Source organism: Streptomyces sp. NPDC022910 (assembly GCF_055561075.1).
The window spans coordinates 74925-92527 of record NZ_JBVHHL010000021.1 but is presented as its reverse complement, the minus strand read 5'-3'; the positions used below and the strand labels follow the sequence as shown (position 1 = coordinate 92527).

At 68.5% G+C, this 17603-nt stretch carries 19 protein-coding genes; 2 read left to right on the top strand and 17 right to left on the bottom strand.

The window, feature by feature from the left end:
• Positions 1-89: 89 nt before the first annotated feature.
• The 10 genes from tatC to ACZ3TS_RS21230 all read right to left on the bottom strand — a co-directional run bounded on the left by tatC (position 90) and on the right by ACZ3TS_RS21230 (position 8848).
• Positions 90-1037, bottom strand: a complete 948-nt coding sequence (gene tatC / locus ACZ3TS_RS21275) for a twin-arginine translocase subunit TatC (RefSeq protein WP_467620040.1) — start codon at positions 1035-1037, stop codon at positions 90-92.
• 47 nt (positions 1038-1084) lie between these two features.
• Entirely contained in the window at positions 1085-1363 is a 279-nt protein-coding gene (gene tatA, locus ACZ3TS_RS21270) for a Sec-independent protein translocase subunit TatA (protein WP_467620038.1), read from the bottom strand.
• Positions 1364-1703: 340 nt separating this feature from the next.
• Positions 1704-1898, bottom strand: a complete 195-nt coding sequence (locus tag ACZ3TS_RS21265) for a hypothetical protein (RefSeq protein WP_467620037.1) — start codon at positions 1896-1898, stop codon at positions 1704-1706.
• A 10-nt stretch (positions 1899-1908) separates the two neighbouring features.
• The gene (locus ACZ3TS_RS21260) at positions 1909-2169 is read right to left on the bottom strand and encodes a CpXC domain-containing protein (RefSeq protein ID WP_236041782.1); all 261 of its coding nucleotides are present in this window, start codon (positions 2167-2169) and stop codon (positions 1909-1911) included.
• Positions 2170-2246: 77 nt separating this feature from the next.
• Positions 2247-3275, bottom strand: a complete 1029-nt coding sequence (locus tag ACZ3TS_RS21255; protein WP_467620035.1) for a helix-turn-helix transcriptional regulator — start codon at positions 3273-3275, stop codon at positions 2247-2249.
• Positions 3276-3292: 17 nt separating this feature from the next.
• On the bottom strand, positions 3293-4270 hold the full coding sequence (locus ACZ3TS_RS21250) for a helix-turn-helix transcriptional regulator (protein WP_467620033.1): 978 nt from the start codon (positions 4268-4270) through the stop codon (positions 3293-3295).
• 375 nt (positions 4271-4645) lie between these two features.
• Positions 4646-5017: an FKBP-type peptidyl-prolyl cis-trans isomerase gene (locus tag ACZ3TS_RS21245; RefSeq protein ID WP_467620030.1), complete on the bottom strand. Its 372-nt coding sequence runs from the start codon at positions 5015-5017 to the stop codon at positions 4646-4648.
• Between the two features lie 69 nt (positions 5018-5086).
• Complete coding sequence (locus ACZ3TS_RS21240; RefSeq protein ID WP_467620029.1) at positions 5087-6091, bottom strand: FKBP-type peptidyl-prolyl cis-trans isomerase; 1005 nt, start codon at positions 6089-6091, stop codon at positions 5087-5089.
• Between the two features lie 126 nt (positions 6092-6217).
• The gene (pafA, locus tag ACZ3TS_RS21235; RefSeq protein WP_467620027.1) at positions 6218-7579 is read right to left on the bottom strand and encodes a Pup--protein ligase; all 1362 of its coding nucleotides are present in this window, start codon (positions 7577-7579) and stop codon (positions 6218-6220) included.
• Positions 7580-7588: 9 nt separating this feature from the next.
• Positions 7589-8848 carry an MFS transporter gene (locus ACZ3TS_RS21230; protein WP_467620025.1) on the bottom strand — a complete coding sequence of 420 codons (1260 nt, stop codon included), beginning with the start codon at positions 8846-8848 and terminating at the stop codon, positions 7589-7591.
• A gap of 98 nt (positions 8849-8946) precedes the next feature.
• Between ACZ3TS_RS21230 and ACZ3TS_RS21225 the strand changes: the two genes are divergently transcribed.
• Entirely contained in the window at positions 8947-9960 is a 1014-nt protein-coding gene (locus ACZ3TS_RS21225) for a LacI family DNA-binding transcriptional regulator (protein ID WP_467620023.1), read from the top strand.
• A 91-nt stretch (positions 9961-10051) separates the two neighbouring features.
• On the opposite strand, the gene prcA is transcribed toward ACZ3TS_RS21225, so the two are convergent.
• From prcA to arc, 6 genes are all read right to left on the bottom strand, one after another.
• On the bottom strand, positions 10052-10804 hold the full coding sequence (gene prcA, locus ACZ3TS_RS21220; protein ID WP_467620021.1) for a proteasome subunit alpha: 753 nt from the start codon (positions 10802-10804) through the stop codon (positions 10052-10054).
• Positions 10805-10863: 59 nt separating this feature from the next.
• Entirely contained in the window at positions 10864-11709 is an 846-nt protein-coding gene (gene prcB, locus ACZ3TS_RS21215; protein WP_467620020.1) for a proteasome subunit beta, read from the bottom strand.
• Positions 11661-12254, bottom strand: coding sequence for an endonuclease VII domain-containing protein (locus tag ACZ3TS_RS21210; RefSeq protein WP_467620018.1), 594 nt, complete (start codon positions 12252-12254; stop codon positions 11661-11663). The genes prcB and ACZ3TS_RS21210 overlap by 49 nt, the downstream gene beginning before the upstream one ends.
• Positions 12255-12291: 37 nt before the next feature.
• Positions 12292-12510, bottom strand: coding sequence for a ubiquitin-like protein Pup (locus ACZ3TS_RS21205; protein ID WP_380884004.1), 219 nt, complete (start codon positions 12508-12510; stop codon positions 12292-12294).
• Between the two features lie 183 nt (positions 12511-12693).
• On the bottom strand, positions 12694-14205 hold the full coding sequence (gene dop, locus ACZ3TS_RS21200) for a depupylase/deamidase Dop (RefSeq protein ID WP_467620017.1): 1512 nt from the start codon (positions 14203-14205) through the stop codon (positions 12694-12696).
• 233 nt (positions 14206-14438) lie between these two features.
• Positions 14439-16205, bottom strand: coding sequence for a proteasome ATPase (gene arc, locus ACZ3TS_RS21195; RefSeq protein ID WP_467620016.1), 1767 nt, complete (start codon positions 16203-16205; stop codon positions 14439-14441).
• A gap of 247 nt (positions 16206-16452) precedes the next feature.
• Between arc and ACZ3TS_RS21190 the strand changes: the two genes are divergently transcribed.
• A complete protein-coding gene (locus tag ACZ3TS_RS21190; RefSeq protein ID WP_467620014.1) occupies positions 16453-16755 on the top strand; it encodes a ferredoxin in 303 nt (100 codons plus the stop codon).
• A gap of 118 nt (positions 16756-16873) precedes the next feature.
• On the opposite strand, the gene ACZ3TS_RS21185 is transcribed toward ACZ3TS_RS21190, so the two are convergent.
• Positions 16874-17449, bottom strand: coding sequence for a hypothetical protein (locus tag ACZ3TS_RS21185; protein WP_467620012.1), 576 nt, complete (start codon positions 17447-17449; stop codon positions 16874-16876).
• Between the last annotated feature and the right edge of the window lie 154 nt (positions 17450-17603).

The window sequence follows — 17603 nt, the reverse complement described above, 5'->3', positions numbered from 1 at the left end:
GACCGGCGCAGGAACGGCAACGGGCCCTACCGGCACACCCGGTGGGGCCCGCGGATTTCGTCATCCCGGCACGCGCCGTGACCGTCCGGTCATGTGACGTCGTCGTAGCCGTTGACCCGGTCGGTGCCCGGCTGCTCCGCCGGGGCCCCGCCGGCCGACACCGCCTCGATCTCGCCGATGTCGTCGGGGGTGAGGTCCAAGTCGGATGCCTCGTCATCGTCCGGGCCCTCCGCCTCCCGGCGGCGCTTGCGCCGGTCGTTCAGCAGCGAGAAGAAGACCGCACCGAAGTACAGCACCCAGATCGGTCCGGCGAGGGCCAGCATGGTCAGCGGGTCGGTGCTGGGCGTGGCGATGGCCGCGAAGACCGTGATGCCGAGGATCATGGCGCGCCACCAGCCGAGCATGCGCTTGCCGCTGAGTGCCCCGGTCAGGTTGAGCATGATCAGCAGCAGCGGCAGCTCGAAGGAGAGGCCGAAGACGAGCACCATCCGGGTGACCAGGTCGAGCAGGTCGTCCAGCGGCAGCAGGTTGTTCACACCCTGCGGGGTGAACCCGATCAGCACCTTCGCGGTGGTGGGCAGCACCCGGTACGCGAAGTAGGCGCCACCGAGGAACAACGGGACGCCGGTCCCGACGAACGCGTAGGCGTACTTCCTCTCGTGCCTGTGCAGACCCGGGGCGACGAACGCCCACAGCTGGTACAGCCAGACCGGAGAGGCCAGCACCACGCCGGCCATCAGGGAGACCTTCAGGGCCAGGGTGAACGGCGTCAGCAGACCGTTGATGGTGATCTGCGCGCACTGCTGGGACTTGTCGTGCGACTTCGCCAGCTCTTCGAAGGTCTTGGCGCAGCCGACCGAGTCCAGCACCGGCTTGGTGATGAAGTTGATGATGTCGTTGTAGAAGAAGGCGGCCAGAACCGTGACGACGACGATGGCCAAAATCGCCTTCGCGAGCCGGTTGCGGAGCTCACGAAGGTGTTCCGCAAGGGGCATCCGCCCCTCGGGGTCCTTCTCCTTGCGGGCAGGCTTGAGCAACCCACGTCCTCATCTCGTGCGGCAGGCCGGAGGCATCCGGCCGTGCGTCAGCGCTTGGTCGTGTCCGTCGGCTCGGTGACCGGGCGGGAGCTGGTCACATCGCCGGGAGCGGCCTGGATGGTGCGCTGCGCGGGAGCCTCGTCGTTCGGCGGGCCGGCGGGCGCGGACGGCTTGCCGTCCTCCTTCATCGCCTTGGCCTCGCTCTTCAGGATGCGCGCGGACTTGCCGAGGGACCGCGCCATGTCCGGAAGCTTCTTCGCGCCGAACAGCAGGATGATGACGACGAGGATGAGAATGATCTCGGGAGCTCCGAGCCTTCCGAACATAAGTCTTTACCTTCTCACCGAGGCGGCATGGGTGGGGTGCTGTCCGATCGGTCGGACACATGTCCGACCAATGTGCAGCGATCGTAACGCTCAGGGGTGAACGCGAGGCAATCCCTGTGCGTACTCCCGGTCTGCGGACCGCGCCTCGTTCTCCGGGCCGCGATCAGAGGGTACCTGCCCGCGGTGGGAAGTAGACAGGTCGAAGTAACTCATTGCGCGTCCATGGGGCGACTCATACCGGATCCACAGAGCGCCCGATGAGCAGGGCACAGGCCCGGAGAAACGGCCGCACGGGCGCACGGACCGCGCCGGGACCCGCGCAGCCGGGCTCACACCCGGTTCACATCCCGTCCACGGTCCGTGCCGTCGCCACGGCCGCCCGCTCCAGGTCCTCCGCGGCGCGATTGATGCGGCGTGCGGAGTCCGACACCTGTCGCCCGAGGCGCTGCGCCTCCACGAAGACCCGGACGGCGAGCACACCCAGAACGGCGAGCCCCAGGAACCCAAGGGCGATCGCGAGCATCGGCCAGAACATGACGCCGAGCCTAGAGGGTCGAGTGCAGCCTCAGGGTCCGCACCCCGCCCCCGGTGAGCAGTTCGACGATGCGCTCCCCGGCCGGCTTGCGGACGGACGCACCGCACTCGGGGCAGGTGAAGGAGTAGAAGGTGGTCTTGCTTGTGGCACCGATGGCCAGCCGCAGCGCGCTCGCCCCCAGTTCGAAGCGGGCCCGGCAGTCCGGGCAGCCGGCCCGGAACACCACGTCGGCCACCCGCCTCATGCCGGCGAACGCCGTCCGCACCGACATCTCCGCTGCCCCGGACCCTTGCGGCGCACCGGCCGACGCATCCGACTGCTCCGACGCACCAGACATCGCCGATGTGCTCACAGCCCCTGCTCCTGCCTGTCGTACAGCCCGTCCTGAACAACATCCGGCCCGTCGTACGCCGCGAGTGCCTCGGCGGCCGCCCGGCGAGCGCTGTCCGCGAGGTCCTGCGGCGACACGATCCGGCCGTCGCGCCCGAGCCGCAGCGCCAGCCGCCGCAGCGACGCCGGATCGGGGGTCCGCAGGGTGATACGCAGTCCGCCGTCCGGCAGCTCGTCCGCGCTGTCGTGCGGGTAGTACTCGGCGACCCAGCGACCGCCCGGGCCGACCTCGACGACCACCTCGGGGTCCTCGGCGGCGGGCTGGACGAGTCCCTCGGACAGGTCGCGCAGCTCGATCTCCGGCGGCGCCGACGGTTCGTCCAGGATTTTGATCTCGGCGACCCGGTCGAGCCGGAAGGTGCGGCGCGCCTCCGAGCGACGGCACCACGCCTCCACATACGTGTGGCCCACGCTGACCAGACGGATGGGGTCGATCTCACGCTCGGTGACCTCGTCACGGGCCGGTGAGTAGTAGCGGATCCACAGGCGGCGGCGTTCGGAGATGGCCCGGTCGACGTCCGCGAAAACGCCGCCCTCGGACTCGAAGGTGACCGAGAGCCGCGAACTGGCACCCGCGGCCTCGCCGGCCGCGGTCTCCACCTTGGCGGTGGCGCGCAGCAGCGCCTGCCGGTCGCTCTCCCGCAGGCCCGGCAGGGTGGCGACGGCCCGCGCGGCCACCAGCAGCGCGGTCGCCTCGTCGGCCGCCAGGCGCAGGGGCTCGGCCGCGTCCGCCCCGAGGGCGGCCGGGTTGTGCCACCAGATGCGCTCGCCGTCGGTGTCGATGTCGAGCAGATCGCCGCCGCGGAAGCTGGTGCCGCACATGGGCAGCACATCGAGGTCCGAGACCAGCTCGTCCTCGGTGATCCCGAAGGCCCGGGCGACGTCCTCGACACGGGCACCGGGGCGCTCCCGCAAATACGTCACCAGGGAGAGCATCCGCCGGGTCTGGTCGATGGCGTTCGTCGGCCTGGCCGGTTTGCCTGCCACTGTCGTACCTCTCCCCCTCAGCCCTTGGCCACGGCGCGCAGTCGGTCCACCACGTCGGCCCGGAGCTCCGCGGGCTCCACGACCACGACGTCGGGCCCGAACTCGACCAGCCAGGCATCCAGGCCGTGGCCGTACGGGATCTCCAACTCGTCCCAGCCGTCGCCGAGTTCCCGCACGGCGGTGGCCTTCGCGCGAAGCGGGTAGCCCGCGCCCGTACGCAGCCTGATCCGGGCCGAGCGGTCGGCGGTCTCCCCCGCCCAGCTCGCCACGGTCTCGCGGACGGTGACCACGTCGGGCACCCGGGCGGTGAAAGCGCCGCCGCGGCTGCGCACCTTGCCGGTGATCCGGGAGAGCCGGAAGACGCGCTCGGCGCCCCGGTCGCGGTCCCAGCCGGCCAGGTACCAGTGGCCGCGCCAGCACTCGAGCGCCCAGGGTTCGACGTGCCGGGGCTCGGGGTGGGCGGCGGTGGCCTTGCGGTAGTCGAAGACGACCGGGCGGCGGTCGCGGCAGGCGAGCATCAGCGGCTCGAAGGCGGCCTCGTGCACCGGGATGCGCGGCTCCAGGGCGCCGTGGGCCTCATAGGGGTCGACGTCCTCGGGCAGTCCGGCCGCGCGGAGCTTCTGCAGCGCGCCACTGGCGGCGCCGGCGAGGCGGGCCTGCTGCCAGACCTTGGCGGCCAGGCCCAGGGCGGCGGCCTCCTCGGCGTCGAGGGTGATGGGCGGGAGCCGGTTGCTGTCGCGTCGGGCCAGGTAGCCGACCTCACCGTCGAGATTCTCGACGGTCTCGATCACCAGTCCGAGTTCGCGCAGGTCGTCCTTGTCCCGCTCGAACATACGGTTGAAGGAGTCGTCGGACCCGGCCGCGCCCCTCTCCGGCCCGAACGCCTCGACGTAGGCCTCGATGGACTCGCGCAGCTCCCGCTTGCTGAGCGGCCGCCGCGTCCCGAGCAGACACAGCGCCAGGTTCATCAGCCGCTCTGCCTTGGCAATGGCCATCGACGCCCTTCGCCTCCCCATGATGCTTACGACCGACGACCGTACCGCTCGCGGGTGTCCTGACAAAAGCCGAGGGCCCATGCCCGCACAGGCATGGGCCCCAGGTGATCGTTTCCGGTCGTATCCCGAACCACCGTCGTAGGACGCCGACCGGGTCCGGCACCGGAGCGGACGCGCCCCGACGGCCGGATCGCGGCGGAAGAGGCCGAGCACATAGAATCCCGGCCGACGGCGCCGCGAAACAGGCTCCGTGCCCGGCCCGTCACGGCGATCTGAACCCGACCGGTACGGCACCGTCATCGGGCCCCCGGCCGGAGGCCCACCAGTGGCTGGACGACGGCCGGACGGGTCCCGCCTCGGCAGCCGCGCCCTGGATCAGACTCCGACCAGGTCGCAGACGAAGATCAGCGTCTCCCCGGGCTTGATCCGCCCGCCCGCACCACGGTCGCCGTAGGCGAGGTGGGGAGGGATGATCAGCTGGCGGCGGCCGCCGACCTTCATGCCCTGCACACCCTGGTCCCAGCCCGGGATGACCCGGCCCACGCCCAACTGGAACTTCAGCGGCGTGCCGCGGTTCCAGGAGGCGTCGAATTCCTCGCCCGTGGAGAAGGCCACGCCCACGTAGTGGACGGAGACGGTGTCGCCCGCCTTGGCCTCCGGGCCGTCGCCCTCCCAGATGTCCTTGATCTCGAGGTCGGCCGGGGGCTCGCCGCCCGGGAAGTCGATCTCGGGCTTGTCGATGCTCACGTCGATAGCTCCTGCTGTTCGTCTTGAGGCCATTACGGCAACTCCGACACTCTCACATCGCCGCAGGGGTTACATCTTCGCCAGGATGTCGACCGAGAAGACAAGCGTGGAGTCCTTCTTGATGCCGCTGCCCGAGGGCGGGTTGTCGCCGTATCCCAGCTTCGGCGGGACGACGACCAGCACGCGGCTGCCCACCTTCTTGCCGGTGAGCCCCTGGGCCCAGCCCTTGACGACCTGCTGCAGCGAGAACGAGGCGAGCTGCCCGCGGCTGTACGTGGAGTCGAACTCCTTGCCGCCGTCCCACAGCACACCCTTGTACTGCACCAGCACGGTGTTGTCCGCCGCGACCTCGTCGCCGTCGCCCTCCAGCACATAGTTCGAGACCAGGCCGGTCGGGGCCTTCGCCTTCGGCACCTCGATGGACGGGGCCTTGCCGTCGCTGTTCGTACCCACCTTCGGCAGGGCGGCGTTGTCCTGCGCGACGGCCTTGCCCTTGGCGGAGCTCTTCCCGTTGAACGTGTTCTCGATGTCCACCACGAAGACGAGCGTGTCGGTGCCCTTGATACCAGCCTGGGAATTGCCCTGCGAGCCGTAACCCCAGGTCGGGGGCACTGCCATCGCGACCCGGCTGCCCACCTTCTTCCCCGGCAGCGCATACCGCCAGCCGTCGATGATGCTGCCCTGGGACAGCTGGATCACCAGCGGCGTCTTGCGGTCGTAGGAGTTGTCGAAGACCTTCGCCGTGTCCCAGATCTGCCCCAGGTAGTGCGCCTGGATGAAGTCGTTCTCCGCGACCGTCTGGCCACTGCCCGCGATCACCGTCTTGACCGCGAGGTCCTTCGACGGCGAGCCGGTGCCCTTGGCCACGGTCGGCTTCTCGCCGAACTTAGTGCCCGCGGTGATGGCCGGCAGCGGCCCTTCGACGATCTTCGGCGAAGGAGCGGCGGACGTGGCCGGGGCCGAAGGGGATGGGCTTGCGCTGGCCTTGCCCTTGCTGGACTCGCCGTCGCCGCACCCGGCGAGCGTGACCAGTCCGGCGGGCAGAGCGGCAAGGATGAGGGAGCGTCGGCGCACGGTGGGGCCTCGTATCGGTCGATCTTGATTGATGGCGTGCGCGCAACTCTACGGCGTGACGAGGGCGCCGTACGGCAAACGTACGACGCCCGCGTTGCGTTCCGGTGATATGCGTGGAACGCGTGCTCACATTCCGGCGATCAGCTTCTCCACCCGGTCGTCGACCGAACGGAACGGGTCCTTGCACAACACGGTGCGCTGTGCCTGGTCGTTGAGCTTCAGATGCACCCAGTCGACCGTGAAATCCCGGCGCTGTTCCTGCGCCCGACGGATGAAGTCGCCACGCAGCCGGGCCCGAGTGGTCTGCGGCGGAACCGACTTGCCCTCGAAGATCTTCAAATCGTTGCAGATCCGGGTGGCTTGCCCCTTCTTCTCCAGCAGGTAGTACAGACCACGGCGACGGTGGATGTCGTGGTAGGCCAGGTCTATCTGCGCGACCCGGGGATGCGACATCGTCATGTTGTGCTTGGCGCGGTACCGCTCGATGAGCTTGTACTTCATCACCCAGTCGATCTCGGTGCCGATCCGGTCCAGGTCCTCGGACTCGATCGCGTCGAGCGTGCGGCCCCACAGCTCCAGGACCTGCTCCACGATGCCCGTACGGATCCCGCGGCGCTCGCAGAAGTCCACGGCCTTCTCGAAGTACTCGCGCTGAACCTCCAGGGCGGAGGCCTCCCGGCCGCTCGCCAGGCGCACCTTGCGGCGGCCCGTGATGTCGTGGCTGACCTCGCGGATCGCCCGGATCGGGTTCTCCAGGGTGAGGTCACGCATCACGGTGCCCGCCTCGATCATGCGCAGCACCAGGTCCGTGGCACCGACCTTGAGCAGCATGGTCGTCTCGGACATGTTCGAGTCGCCGACGATGACATGCAGCCGGCGGTAGCGCTCGGCGTCCGCGTGCGGCTCGTCACGCGTGTTGATGATCGGCCGGGAGCGCGTGGTCGCCGAGCTGACGCCCTCCCAGATGTGCTCGGCACGCTGGCTCACGCAGTACACGGCGCCACGCGGCGTCTGCAGCACCTTGCCGGCGCCGCACAGCAGCTGTCGCGTGACCAGGAACGGAATCAGGATGTCCGCGAGCCGCGAGAACTCCCCGTGCCGCGCCACCAGATAGTTCTCGTGGCAACCGTAGGAGTTGCCCGCCGAGTCGGTGTTGTTCTTGAAGAGGTAGACGTCGCCCGCGATTCCCTCCTCGTGCAGGCGGCGCTCGGCATCGACCAGGAGCCCTTCGAGAATGCGCTCGCCGGCCTTGTCGTGCGTGACCAGTTCGATCACGTTGTCACATTCGGGTGTCGCGTATTCCGGATGTGAGCCCACGTCGAGATACAGGCGGGCACCGTTCCGCAGAAACACATTGCTGCTGCGGCCCCATGACACGACACGGCGGAAGAGGTACCGCGCCACCTCGTCAGGCGACAGACGGCGCTGTCCCCTGAACGTGCACGTGACGCCGTACTCGTTCTCCAGCCCGAAAATGCGGCGGTCCATGACTGAACATTACGCCTGATCCCCTGAGCTGAAACGGGGTTCGACAGCACGGTTTGGATCATTTTCCGGTGAAGCCGCAACCATCGCACCCCTGTCAGGAGCTGCGAGGACCCGCCCCGTGGCCAGCAGGACCAGCAAGGACACGGCCCCCGCGGCACCCGGCACCGCGAACCCCCACAGGGCGCCGCCCGTCTGTACGACCGGCCCCGCCAGGCCTGTCCCGACCGACGCGCCCACTGTGAAGGTCGTCACAAGCCAGGAGAACGCCTCGGTCACCGTCCCGCTCGGCGCGTGCCGGTCGACGATGATGAACGCACAGGCGATACAGGGCGCCAAAAAAACCCCGGCGAGCGCCGTGAGCAGCACCATCGCCACCACGCCCGGCATCAGCATCAGCGGCAGATAACACACCGCCAAAAGTCCCACGAGCACACGCAGTCGCCGCTCCGGCACACCCGACCACTGCCCCGCCCCGTACACGATGCCGCCGGCCAGGGCGCCCAGGCCCAGAGCGGCCATCAGCCAGCCGTACACCCCGTCGCCCCCGTGACCGTCGGCGTACGAGACGGCCGCCACCGTGATGGAACCGAGCGCGATCCCCACGAACAGGAACGCACCGAGCAGCACGAGCAACCCGGGCGAGCGCAGGGCGCCGAGCCAGTGCGCCGCACGCGGCGCCGAGCGCCACGTGCGCGACGGCGGCGAAACGACGACGGAGAGCGCCCCCAGGACACCGATGACATTGAGCACGACCAGTGCCACCCGGGCGGACCAAAGGGCCACACACGCGGTCACCAGCAGCGGGCCGACGGTGAACATCACCTCCTGGGCGATCGCATCCATCGCGTACGCCGTGGGCACCTGGTCCTTGCGGCGCAGCACGACCGGCCACAGAGCGCGCAGCCCGCCCTCCAGAGGCGGCGTGAAGAGCCCCGCGACAACCATGGCGGCGTACGCCCATAGGGGTGGCTCGACGCCCGTCAGGGCGAACGCGGTCATCGCAAGGGCGGAGAGCAGCGCGGCCGGCAACTGGACACGCGGCTGGCCGTGCAGATCGACGAGCCGGCCGAGCAACGGCTGCCCCACCGCGTTCGCGACCCCGTACACCGCGGCGAGCGCCCCGGCGAGGCTGTAGGTGCCGCCGTCGGCCCGCACGAACAGCACCACCGCGATCGCCGCGGTTGCGTTCGGCAGCCGGCCCACCAGCGTCCCCACGAGCAGGCGCGCGGCGTGCCTCGCCCTGAGGATCTCCAGGTATCCCGCGGCCATTCCCCGCCCTTCTCGTGGGTGAAGTTTTACGTATAACGTCGCCTGTCATACGTACCATGTGCGCTGACCACGAGTCCAGACGAAAGAGCAGGCCCACGGTGGCACGAGGTAGCACGCGACCCACCAGCCGCGATGTCGCCCAGGCCGCCGGCGTCTCCCAGGCCGCCGTCTCCCTCGTCCTGGGCGACAAATGGCGCGGCCGCGTCTCCGAGACCACCGCCGCACGAGTCCGGGAAGCCGCACGCGAACTCGGCTACCGCCCCAACCTCGCCGCCCGCAACCTGCGCCTCGGCCGCACCCGCACGGTCCTCCTCGTCGTCCCCGCCCTGACCACCGAGTTCTTCGCCGGCGTCTACACCGGCGCCGCCCGCGTCGCCGCCGAACACGGATTCGGCGTCGTCCTCTACCCCTCACCCGAAGGCGTCGGCCCCGCCCGAGACCCCTTCCACTCCGCACAAGCCGCACTCGACGGCGTCATCGCCTCCTCCATGGCCGCCGACGCCCTCACCGCCATCCGCGGCGACCAGCTCCCCCTCGTCATGCTCGACAGCGACCCCGAAGGCAGCCTCGGCGCCGCAACCGTCAACCTCGACATCGCGGACGGCGTACGACAGGTCGCCGAACACCTGCTCACCCTCGGCCACCGCCACTTCCTCCACCTCGCCGCCGACATCCCCTCCTGGACCTTCGAGACACGAGCACGGGAACTGGCCGCCCGCATCGCCCATGTGCCCGGCACCACCCTCCGCACCACCCACGCACCCATCTCCAGCGAAGACGCCCTCACCGCCGCCGAAGCCGCCCTCACCACCGCCGGCCCCCGCCCCACCGCCCTCGTCTGCGACGACGACCTCCTCGCCGCGGGCGCCTACAAGGCCGCCCGCCGCCTCGGCCTGCGCATCCCCGACGACCTCTCCGTCACCGGCCTCGACGACCTCGCCCTCGCCACCGCCATCGACCCCGAACTGACCACCGTTCGCCTCGACGCCGAACTCTTCGGCGAGCGCGGCATGCAAGCCCTCCTCGCCGTCCTCGAAGGCCGTACACCGGAACGGGGCGACATCCCCGTACAACTCGTCGTACGAGCCTCCACAGCCCCTCCAGGCCCCTGACACACAACGCCGCGCGCCCCGGCCGTTCCCGGCCGGGGCGCGCGGCATAGCGCCATGCGGCGCCGCACTCCTCACAGAGCGGAGCGAACGATCACTCCTCGTCCTCGGAGGACTCGTCCTCCGCCTCCGAAGCCGTCGCCGCACCGTTCGCCTCCAGCAGACGCGACAGCTGACGGCCCACGATCCGCCTGAACTTGCGCTTCTGCGGACGCGTACGGTCCAGAACCGCGACCTCCAGCCGCTCCGCGGGGATCTCCCGCTCGCTGCCGTTCGTGTCACGGGACAGGGCCTGCACCGCCAGCTTCAACGCCTCCGCGAGAGTCATACCGTCGCGGTGACGCTGATCCAGGAAACTGCTGATCTGCTCCGCATTGCCACCGACCGCGACCGACCCGTGCTCGTCCACGATCGACCCGTCGTGCGGCAGACGGTAGATCTGGTCACCCTCCGGGGTCTCCCCCACCTCGGCGACCACCAGCTCCACCTCGTACGGCTTCTCCGCCGCACTCGAGAAGATCGTGCCCAGCGTCTGGGCGTAGACGTTGGCGAGACCGCGGGCCGTCACATCGTCACGGTCATAGGTGTAACCCCGCAGGTCGGCGTAGCGCACACCACCAATACGCAGGTTCTCGTACTCGTTGTACTTACCGGCCGCCGCGAAACCGATCCGGTCATAGATCTCGCTGAACTTGTGCAGCGCACGGGACGGGTTCTCACCGACGAACACGATGCCGTCGGCGAACTGCATCACGACCAGACTGCGGCCGCGCGCGATGCCCTTACGGGCGTACTCCGCCCGGTCGGCCATGGCCTGCTGGGGGGAGACATAGAACGGCGTCGACACCGGTTATCCGTCCCTTTCTGTCGAAGTCACACGATCACCTGACAACAACCGGGCCCGCGTCAGAGCAGAGCGGCCCGCGGACCGTCCGGCTGCTCCAGACGCCGCTCCAGGACCGCGCGGGCGATCTCTGACGCCTCGTCCTCGGTGAGCCTGCGGAAACCGTCCTCGGTGATCACGGTGACGATCGGATAGATCCGGCGGGCGACATCGGGACCACCGGTCGCCGAGTCGTCGTCTGCCGCGTCATACAGGGCCTGCACCACCAGCGTGGTGGCCTGCTCCTCGGTCAGATCCTCACGGAAAAGCTTCTTCATGGCGCCGCGCGCGAAGATGGAGCCGGAGCCCGTGGCCGCGAAGCCGTGCTCCTCGGAGCGGCCGCCCGTCACGTCGTAAGAGAAAATACGGCCCTTCTCCCGGTCCACGTCGTAACCGGCGAAGAGCGGCACCACGGCCAGGCCCTGCATGGCCATGCCGAGGTTGGAACGGATCATGGTCGACAGGCGGTTCGCCTTGCCCTCCAGGGAGAGCTGGGCACCCTCGACCTTCTCGAAATGCTCCAGCTCCAGCTGGAACAGCTTCACCATCTCCACGGCGAGACCCGCCGTGCCGGCGATCCCGACCGCCGAGTACTCGTCCGCCGGGAACACCTTCTCGATGTCCCGCTGCGCGATCACATTCCCCATCGTGGCCCTGCGGTCACCGGCGAGCACCACGCCGCCGGGGAACGAGACGGAGACGATGGTCGTGCCGTGCGGGGCCTCGATCACGCCCTGGGTGGGGGGCAGGCTCCGGTTGCCGGGCAGCAGCGTGGGCTGGTGCTCGGACAGGAAGTCCATGAAGGACGAGGACCCAGGCGTCAGGAAGGCAGCTGGTAGACGCCCGGTGCTACGAGGGTTGGCTTCCACGCGTTTCCTTCCACGTATGTCGCAGCCCGCCTTATGACGTCGGGCCGATGCTTGAACTGCCCCAGTGCGGCATTGCAGCTGAAGCACAGTACGCCACGGACCCTACCCGTCTCGTGGCAGTGATCCACATGCTCGGCCGAGGCCGCAAGACAGATGCAGCAAACGCCCTGCTGCTGCTCGATCAGCTCATCCAGTTCGGCGGGAGTGAGACCGTACTTGCGCTTGAAGTAGCTGACCCGGTTGCGCTCCGCGCGACACTCGCGGCAGTAGCTCGCCAAGCCATCCGAAGAGGACTTGTTGCGCTCCCACTGCGAGTGCGGCTTCGCTTCTCCGCACTGCGGGCACCGCTTGTGTCCCTCCGGGACAGGCACCCGGGCACGGACTCGCTTGCCCTTGGCCTCCTGGCGCTGCCGGTAGTACTCGGCGGAGCACTCGCGGCGGTACGCCTGGAGGCCGTCAGGCATCGACTTGTTACTGGCAAACGCCGCCCGCGGCAGTTGCTGCTTGCACCGCGAACAACGCCGCCTCCCCACTTCCTCGACCACCCAGGCCCCCGGACCCACCTTAGAATCTAAGGCGAAATCACTCTCCACCCTTCTGAACGAAGGACCTCACGAAATCCTCGGCGTTCTCCTCGAGCACGTCATCGATTTCGTCCAGCACGGAGTCCACGTCGTCGCTCAGCTTCTCGTGCCGCTCCTTGAGGTCCTCGGAGCCCTGCGCTTCCTGCGCCTGCTCCTCGACCTCCTCCGTGGAGCGCGTCGCCTTCTGCTGGCCGCCGCCGGTGTCCTTGGTCGCCATAACCCTCACCCCGCTCAGTTCGCCCGACATGGTCGGCATTCCTGCCGATCGGTGATGATCAGACCCTACAAGCCCGGTCTGACATCGGCCCCGCAGTTACTCCAACGTACGGGGGCCACCTCGATGATTCCCGGCCCCGGGGTTTTACACCCCGGCCGACCGGTACCGTCCCCGGGTATCCGTTCAGCCCCCGGACAGAACCCTGACCAGGTCCTCCGCCGTGCGGCAGCGGTCAAGGAGCTCCTTGACGTGATTACGCGTTCCGCGAAGCGGTTCGAGGGTTGGCACCCGCTGGAGCGAGTCCCTGCCCGGCAGGTCGAAGATCACCGAGTCCCAGGAGGCCGCGGCGACGTCGTCCGCGTACTGCTCGAGGCAGCGTCCGCGGAAGTAGGCGCGCGTGTCCTCCGGCGGCTTCGTGCGGGCCCGTTCGACGTCGTCCTCGGACAGCAGCCGCTTCATCTTGCCGCGGGCCGCCAGACGGTTGTAGAGGCCCTTCTCGGCGCGTACGTCGGCGTACTGGAGGTCGACGAGGTGGAGGCGGGCGGCGTCCCAGTCGAGGCTGTCGCGGCGCCGGTAGCCCTCCATGAGCTCTCGTTTGGCGACCCAGTCGAGTTCGCCTGCGAGGCTCATGGGATCCCTCTCCAGGCGGTTCAGGGTGTCTTCCCAGCGGGAGAGGACGTCCTTGGTCTGGTCGTCGGCATCCGCTCCGAAGCGCTCCTCCACGTATTTGCGCGACAGCTCGTAGTACTCCATCTGGAGCTGGACGCCGGTGAGTGTCCGGCCGCTGCGGAGCGTGACGAGGCGCTTGAGGGTGGGGTCGTGGGAGACCTGGTGGAGGGTGCGTACGGGCTGGTCGACCGCCAGGTCGACGGCGATGAAGCCGTCTTCGATCATGGACAGGACGAGTGCCGTGGTGCCCAGTTTGAGGTAGGTCGAGATCTCCGAGAGGTTGGCGTCGCCGATGATCACGTGGAGGCGGCGGTATTTCTCGGCGTCGGCGTGCGGCTCGTCCCGTGTGTTGATGATCGGTCGCTTGAGCGTCGTCTCGAGGCCTACTTCGACCTCGAAGTAGTCGGCGCGCTGGCTGAGCTGGAAGCCGTGTTCGTGTCCGTCCTGGCCGATGCCGACGCGGCCCGCTCCGGCGAAGACCTGGCGGGAGACGAAGAACGGCGTGAGGTGGCGCACGATGTCCGAGAAGGGGGTTTCCCGCTTCATCAGGTAGTTCTCGTGCGTGCCGTAGGAGGCGCCCTTGTTGTCGGTGTTGTTCTTGTAGAGGTGGATCGGCTGGGCGCCGGGGAGCTGGGCGGCTCGTTCCGCGGCTTCGGCCATGATCCGCTCGCCGGCCTTGTCCCAGAGGACGGCGTCGCGGGGGTTGGTCACCTCGGGGGCGCTGTACTCGGGGTGTGCGTGGTCGACGTAGAGCCGTGCGCCGTTGGTGAGGATCACGTTGGCGAGGCCGATGTCCTCGTCGGTGAGCTGGCTGGCGTCGGCGGCCTCGCGGGCGAGGTCGAAACCTCGCGCGTCCCGCAGCGGGTTCTCCTCCTCGAAGTCCCAGCGGGCCCGGCGGGCCCGGTGCATCGCCGCCGCGTAGGCGTTGACGATCTGGGATGAGGTGAGCATGGCATTGGCGTTGGGGTGCCCGGGGACGGAGATGCCGTACTCCGTCTCGATGCCCATTACTCGCCGTACGGTCATGCGGCCCTCCTTGCCCGGCGGCGCCCTCGGTCGGGGGCGGCGCTCAGATACCGCTGGTGCTCCGGTGCGCGTGCGGTGCCCGTCCCCGCACGGCGCGACGCGGCGGTACGAAAGAGCCTAGAACGCCTTTGCGCTGGTGGGGAGATCATTTGCGTCATTGCCTTGCTCCAGCCGTGCCCGGAAAGCAGTCGGCTGCGGGTACCCGGTGAGGGCACCCGCAGCCACCCCGCTCTTTACAGGTACTGACCGGTGTTCGCCACCGTGTCGATGGAGCGTCCGGTGTCTGCGCCCTGCTTTCCGGTGATGAGGGTACGGATGTAGACGATCCGTTCGCCCTTCTTTCCGGAGATCCGGGCCCAGTCGTCGGGGTTGGTGGTGTTGGGCAGGTCCTCGTTCTCCTTGAACTCGTCCACGCACGCCTGGAGGAGGTGGGAGACTCTGAGGCCCTTCTGGTTGTGCTCGAGGAAGTCCTTGATCGCCATCTTCTTGGCGCGGCCGACGATGTTTTCGATCATGGCGCCGGAGTTGAAGTCCTTGAAGTAGAGGACTTCCTTGTCACCGTTGGCGTAGGTGACCTCCAGGAAGCGGTTCTCGTCGGACTCGGCGTACATCTGTTCCACGGCGGTCTGGATCATGCCGTGGACGGTGGCCGCCTTGTCGCCTCGGTGCTCGCTGACGTCGTCGGCGTGCAGGGGGAGGTTCTCGGTGAGGTACTTCCCGAAGATGTCCCTGGCCGCTTCGGCGTCGGGACGTTCGATCTTGATCTTCACGTCGAGGCGGCCGGGCCGCAGGATGGCGGGGTCGATCATGTCCTCGCGGTTGGAGGCGCCGATGACGACCACGTTCTGCAGGCCTTCCACGCCGTCGATCTCGGCGAGCAGCTGGGGGACGATGGTGTTCTCCACGTCCGAGCTGACGCCGGAGCCACGGGTGCGGAAGAGGGATTCCATCTCGTCGAAGAAGACGATGACGGGGGTGCCCTCGCTGGCCTTCTCACGGGCGCGCTGGAAGACGAGGCGGATCTGCCGTTCGGTCTCGCCGACGTACTTGTTCAGCAGCTCGGGGCCCTTGATGTTCAGGAAGAAGCTCTTGCCGGCGGCCACGCCGGTCACTTCGGCGACCTTCTTGGCCAGGGAGTTGGCCACGGCCTTGGCGATGAGCGTCTTTCCGCATCCGGGGGGTCCGTAGAGCAGGACGCCCTTGGGTGGGCGCAGTTCGTGCTCCTTGAACAGGTCGGGGTAGAGGTACGGGAGCTCGACCGCGTCGCGGATGGCTTCGATCTGGCCGGCGAGGCCGCCGATCTGCTCGTAGCCGATGTCGGGTACCTCTTCGAGGACGAGTTCCTCGACCTCGCTCTTCGGCACGACCTCGTAGACGTAGCCGGAGCGGGGTTCGAGCAGGAGGGCGTCGCCGGGGCGGATGGTGACGTCCAGCAGCGGCTCGGCGAGCCGTACCACCCGTTCCTCGTCGGTGTGCCCGAGTACCAGGGCGCGCTCGCCGTCCTCGAGGACTTCCTTGAGGGTGACGATGTCCCCGACCCGCTCGAATTCCATGGCCTCGACCACGTTGAGCGCTTCGTTGAGCATCAGCTCCTGGCCGCGGCGGAGCTCGTCGAGTTCCACGCTGGGGCTGACGTTCACGCGGAGCTTGCGGCCTCCGGTGAAGATGTCGGCCGTGCCGTCCTCGTTCGCCTGCAGGAAGACACCGAAGCCGGCCGGCGGCTGTGCGAGCCGGTCGACTTCTTCCTTGAGGGCCACGATCTGGTCGCGGGCCTCACGGAGCGTGTTGGCGAGTCGTTCGTTCTGTGCGGACACGCCGGCCAGGTTGGTCTGCAGCTCGACGATCCGCTCTTCGAGAATCCTCGTGTGTCGCGGAGAGTCGGCGAGCTTGCGTCGCAGGACGGCGATCTCCTGCTCAAGGTAGGCGATCTGTCCGGCAGGGTCTTCGGACCCTCGTCCCGGGCGGATGCCGCGGTTCATGTCGTCGTCGTGGGCTGCCACGGTCCTCACCTCCTCCAAGGGGAGCTGGACGCTTCCAGACCCTACCTGGGTGGGTGTCGATTGAAACCCCTAGATCACAAAGACTGTCGAGGTGTGTCCGATCTTCACCCTTGCGCTCTCCCTCACGCCAGGGGAATACCCACCGAACATGATTGGGAAGCCGCCGAAGGTAGGCTCGCCGTGTTCAACACCCGTCAGGGCTGGCCGGATTCCCGGACCGGCTCTGCGCAGCAAAACAGCAGGGGAGATGACCGTGCAGCAGGCCGGAGTCGACGGCGAGTCGCTGGAGGTCTGGATCGACCAGGACCTGTGTACCGGTGACGGCATCTGTGCCCAGTACGCGCCGGAGGTCTTCGAGCTGGACATCGACGGTCTGGCCTACGTGAAGGGCCCGGACGACGAGCTTTTGCAGGCCAGGGGGGCTGCAACGCCCGTACCGCTGCCGCTTCTCACGGACGTGGTGGACTCGGCGCGGGAGTGTCCGGGCGAGTGCATTCATGTACGTCGAATTTCAGACAGGGTGGAGATCTACGGACCTGACGTGGAGTGATCGTACGACCACTCCACGTTGTTCATGTCTTTTTCCTCACATCGGGTTCGCCATACCGTCGCGTGCGCGCCCTTGGGCGGTCACGCGGCGGTGTGCGTCGGCGGTGGTGTGTGCGATGTCACACACTCTGTGCGCCGGAGGGCGTGGAGCGGATGAACGCGCCGCCCTTCCACTGCCACTTGGCGAGGGTCTTCACATCGGGGCAGCAACTCGGCACGTCGGGCGAGGAGTAGCCGAGGAGGGTGGCGGTGACGGCTGCGTCACGGACGGCGAAGTCGGTGACGGTGAGGCGGTCCTTGGGGTCGACGAGGGTGGCGACGACGCGGGGTCTGGTGGCATCGGCGGCCTGGGTGAGGACGTAGACGCCGTCGGGTGGGGTGCCCATGCTCGCGTCGCAGTGGACCAGGGCGACGGTTTCGGGGCGGCCGTCGCCGTCCAGGTCGCCGGTGGCCTTCTTCTGGACGAGGAGCTTGGTGGGGCCGCAGTCGAGTGGGAAGTCGGCTCTGGCGGGGTCGGGGGGTGCGCTGGTGACCGGGGCCGCCTTGGACCGGGCGTCGGGCTGGGCCGCCGTCGCGGAGCCGGGCTGCAGCACGGAGGACAGGGCGATGACGCCGGAGATGGCGGTGGCCGTGGCGACCCAGTGGATGGGCCGTGTGGTGGTGTGAGCGAGTTCCGGAACGGCGGGGTGCTGCACGCGAGAAGTGTCTCCTGTGAGAGCTGTGCCGGTGGGGGTGCCCCGCATAGTGCCACACGTCACATTGCGAGGGAACGGCGGGGGTGGGGAGCTCTTCTGTCGGCGCGTCAGGGCCGGGTGCGCGCCCGGGGCTGAACGCGCGAGCGCCGTGGCC

Bases quoted from the DNA above. Each gene is read 5' to 3' on its own strand.
- tatA (WP_467620038.1), bottom strand. From the start codon at position 1,363: ATGTTCGGAAGGCTCGGAGCTCCCGAGATCATTCTCATCCTCGTCGTC.
- ACZ3TS_RS21265 (WP_467620037.1), bottom strand. From the start codon at position 1,898: ATGTTCTGGCCGATGCTCGCGATCGCCCTTGGGTTCCTGGGGCTCGCC.
- ACZ3TS_RS21260 (WP_236041782.1), bottom strand. From the start codon at position 2,169: ATGTCGGTGCGGACGGCGTTCGCCGGCATGAGGCGGGTGGCCGACGTG.
- ACZ3TS_RS21250 (WP_467620033.1), bottom strand. From the start codon at position 4,270: ATGGCCATTGCCAAGGCAGAGCGGCTGATGAACCTGGCGCTGTGTCTG.
- pafA (WP_467620027.1), bottom strand. From the start codon at position 7,579: ATGGACCGCCGCATTTTCGGGCTGGAGAACGAGTACGGCGTCACGTGC.
- ACZ3TS_RS21230 (WP_467620025.1), bottom strand. From the start codon at position 8,848: ATGGCCGCGGGATACCTGGAGATCCTCAGGGCGAGGCACGCCGCGCGC.
- ACZ3TS_RS21205 (WP_380884004.1), bottom strand. From the start codon at position 12,510: ATGGCGACCAAGGACACCGGCGGCGGCCAGCAGAAGGCGACGCGCTCC.
- dop (WP_467620017.1), bottom strand. From the start codon at position 14,205: ATGACCGTACGGCGAGTAATGGGCATCGAGACGGAGTACGGCATCTCC.
- ACZ3TS_RS21190 (WP_467620014.1), top strand. From the start codon at position 16,453: ATGACCGTGCAGCAGGCCGGAGTCGACGGCGAGTCGCTGGAGGTCTGG.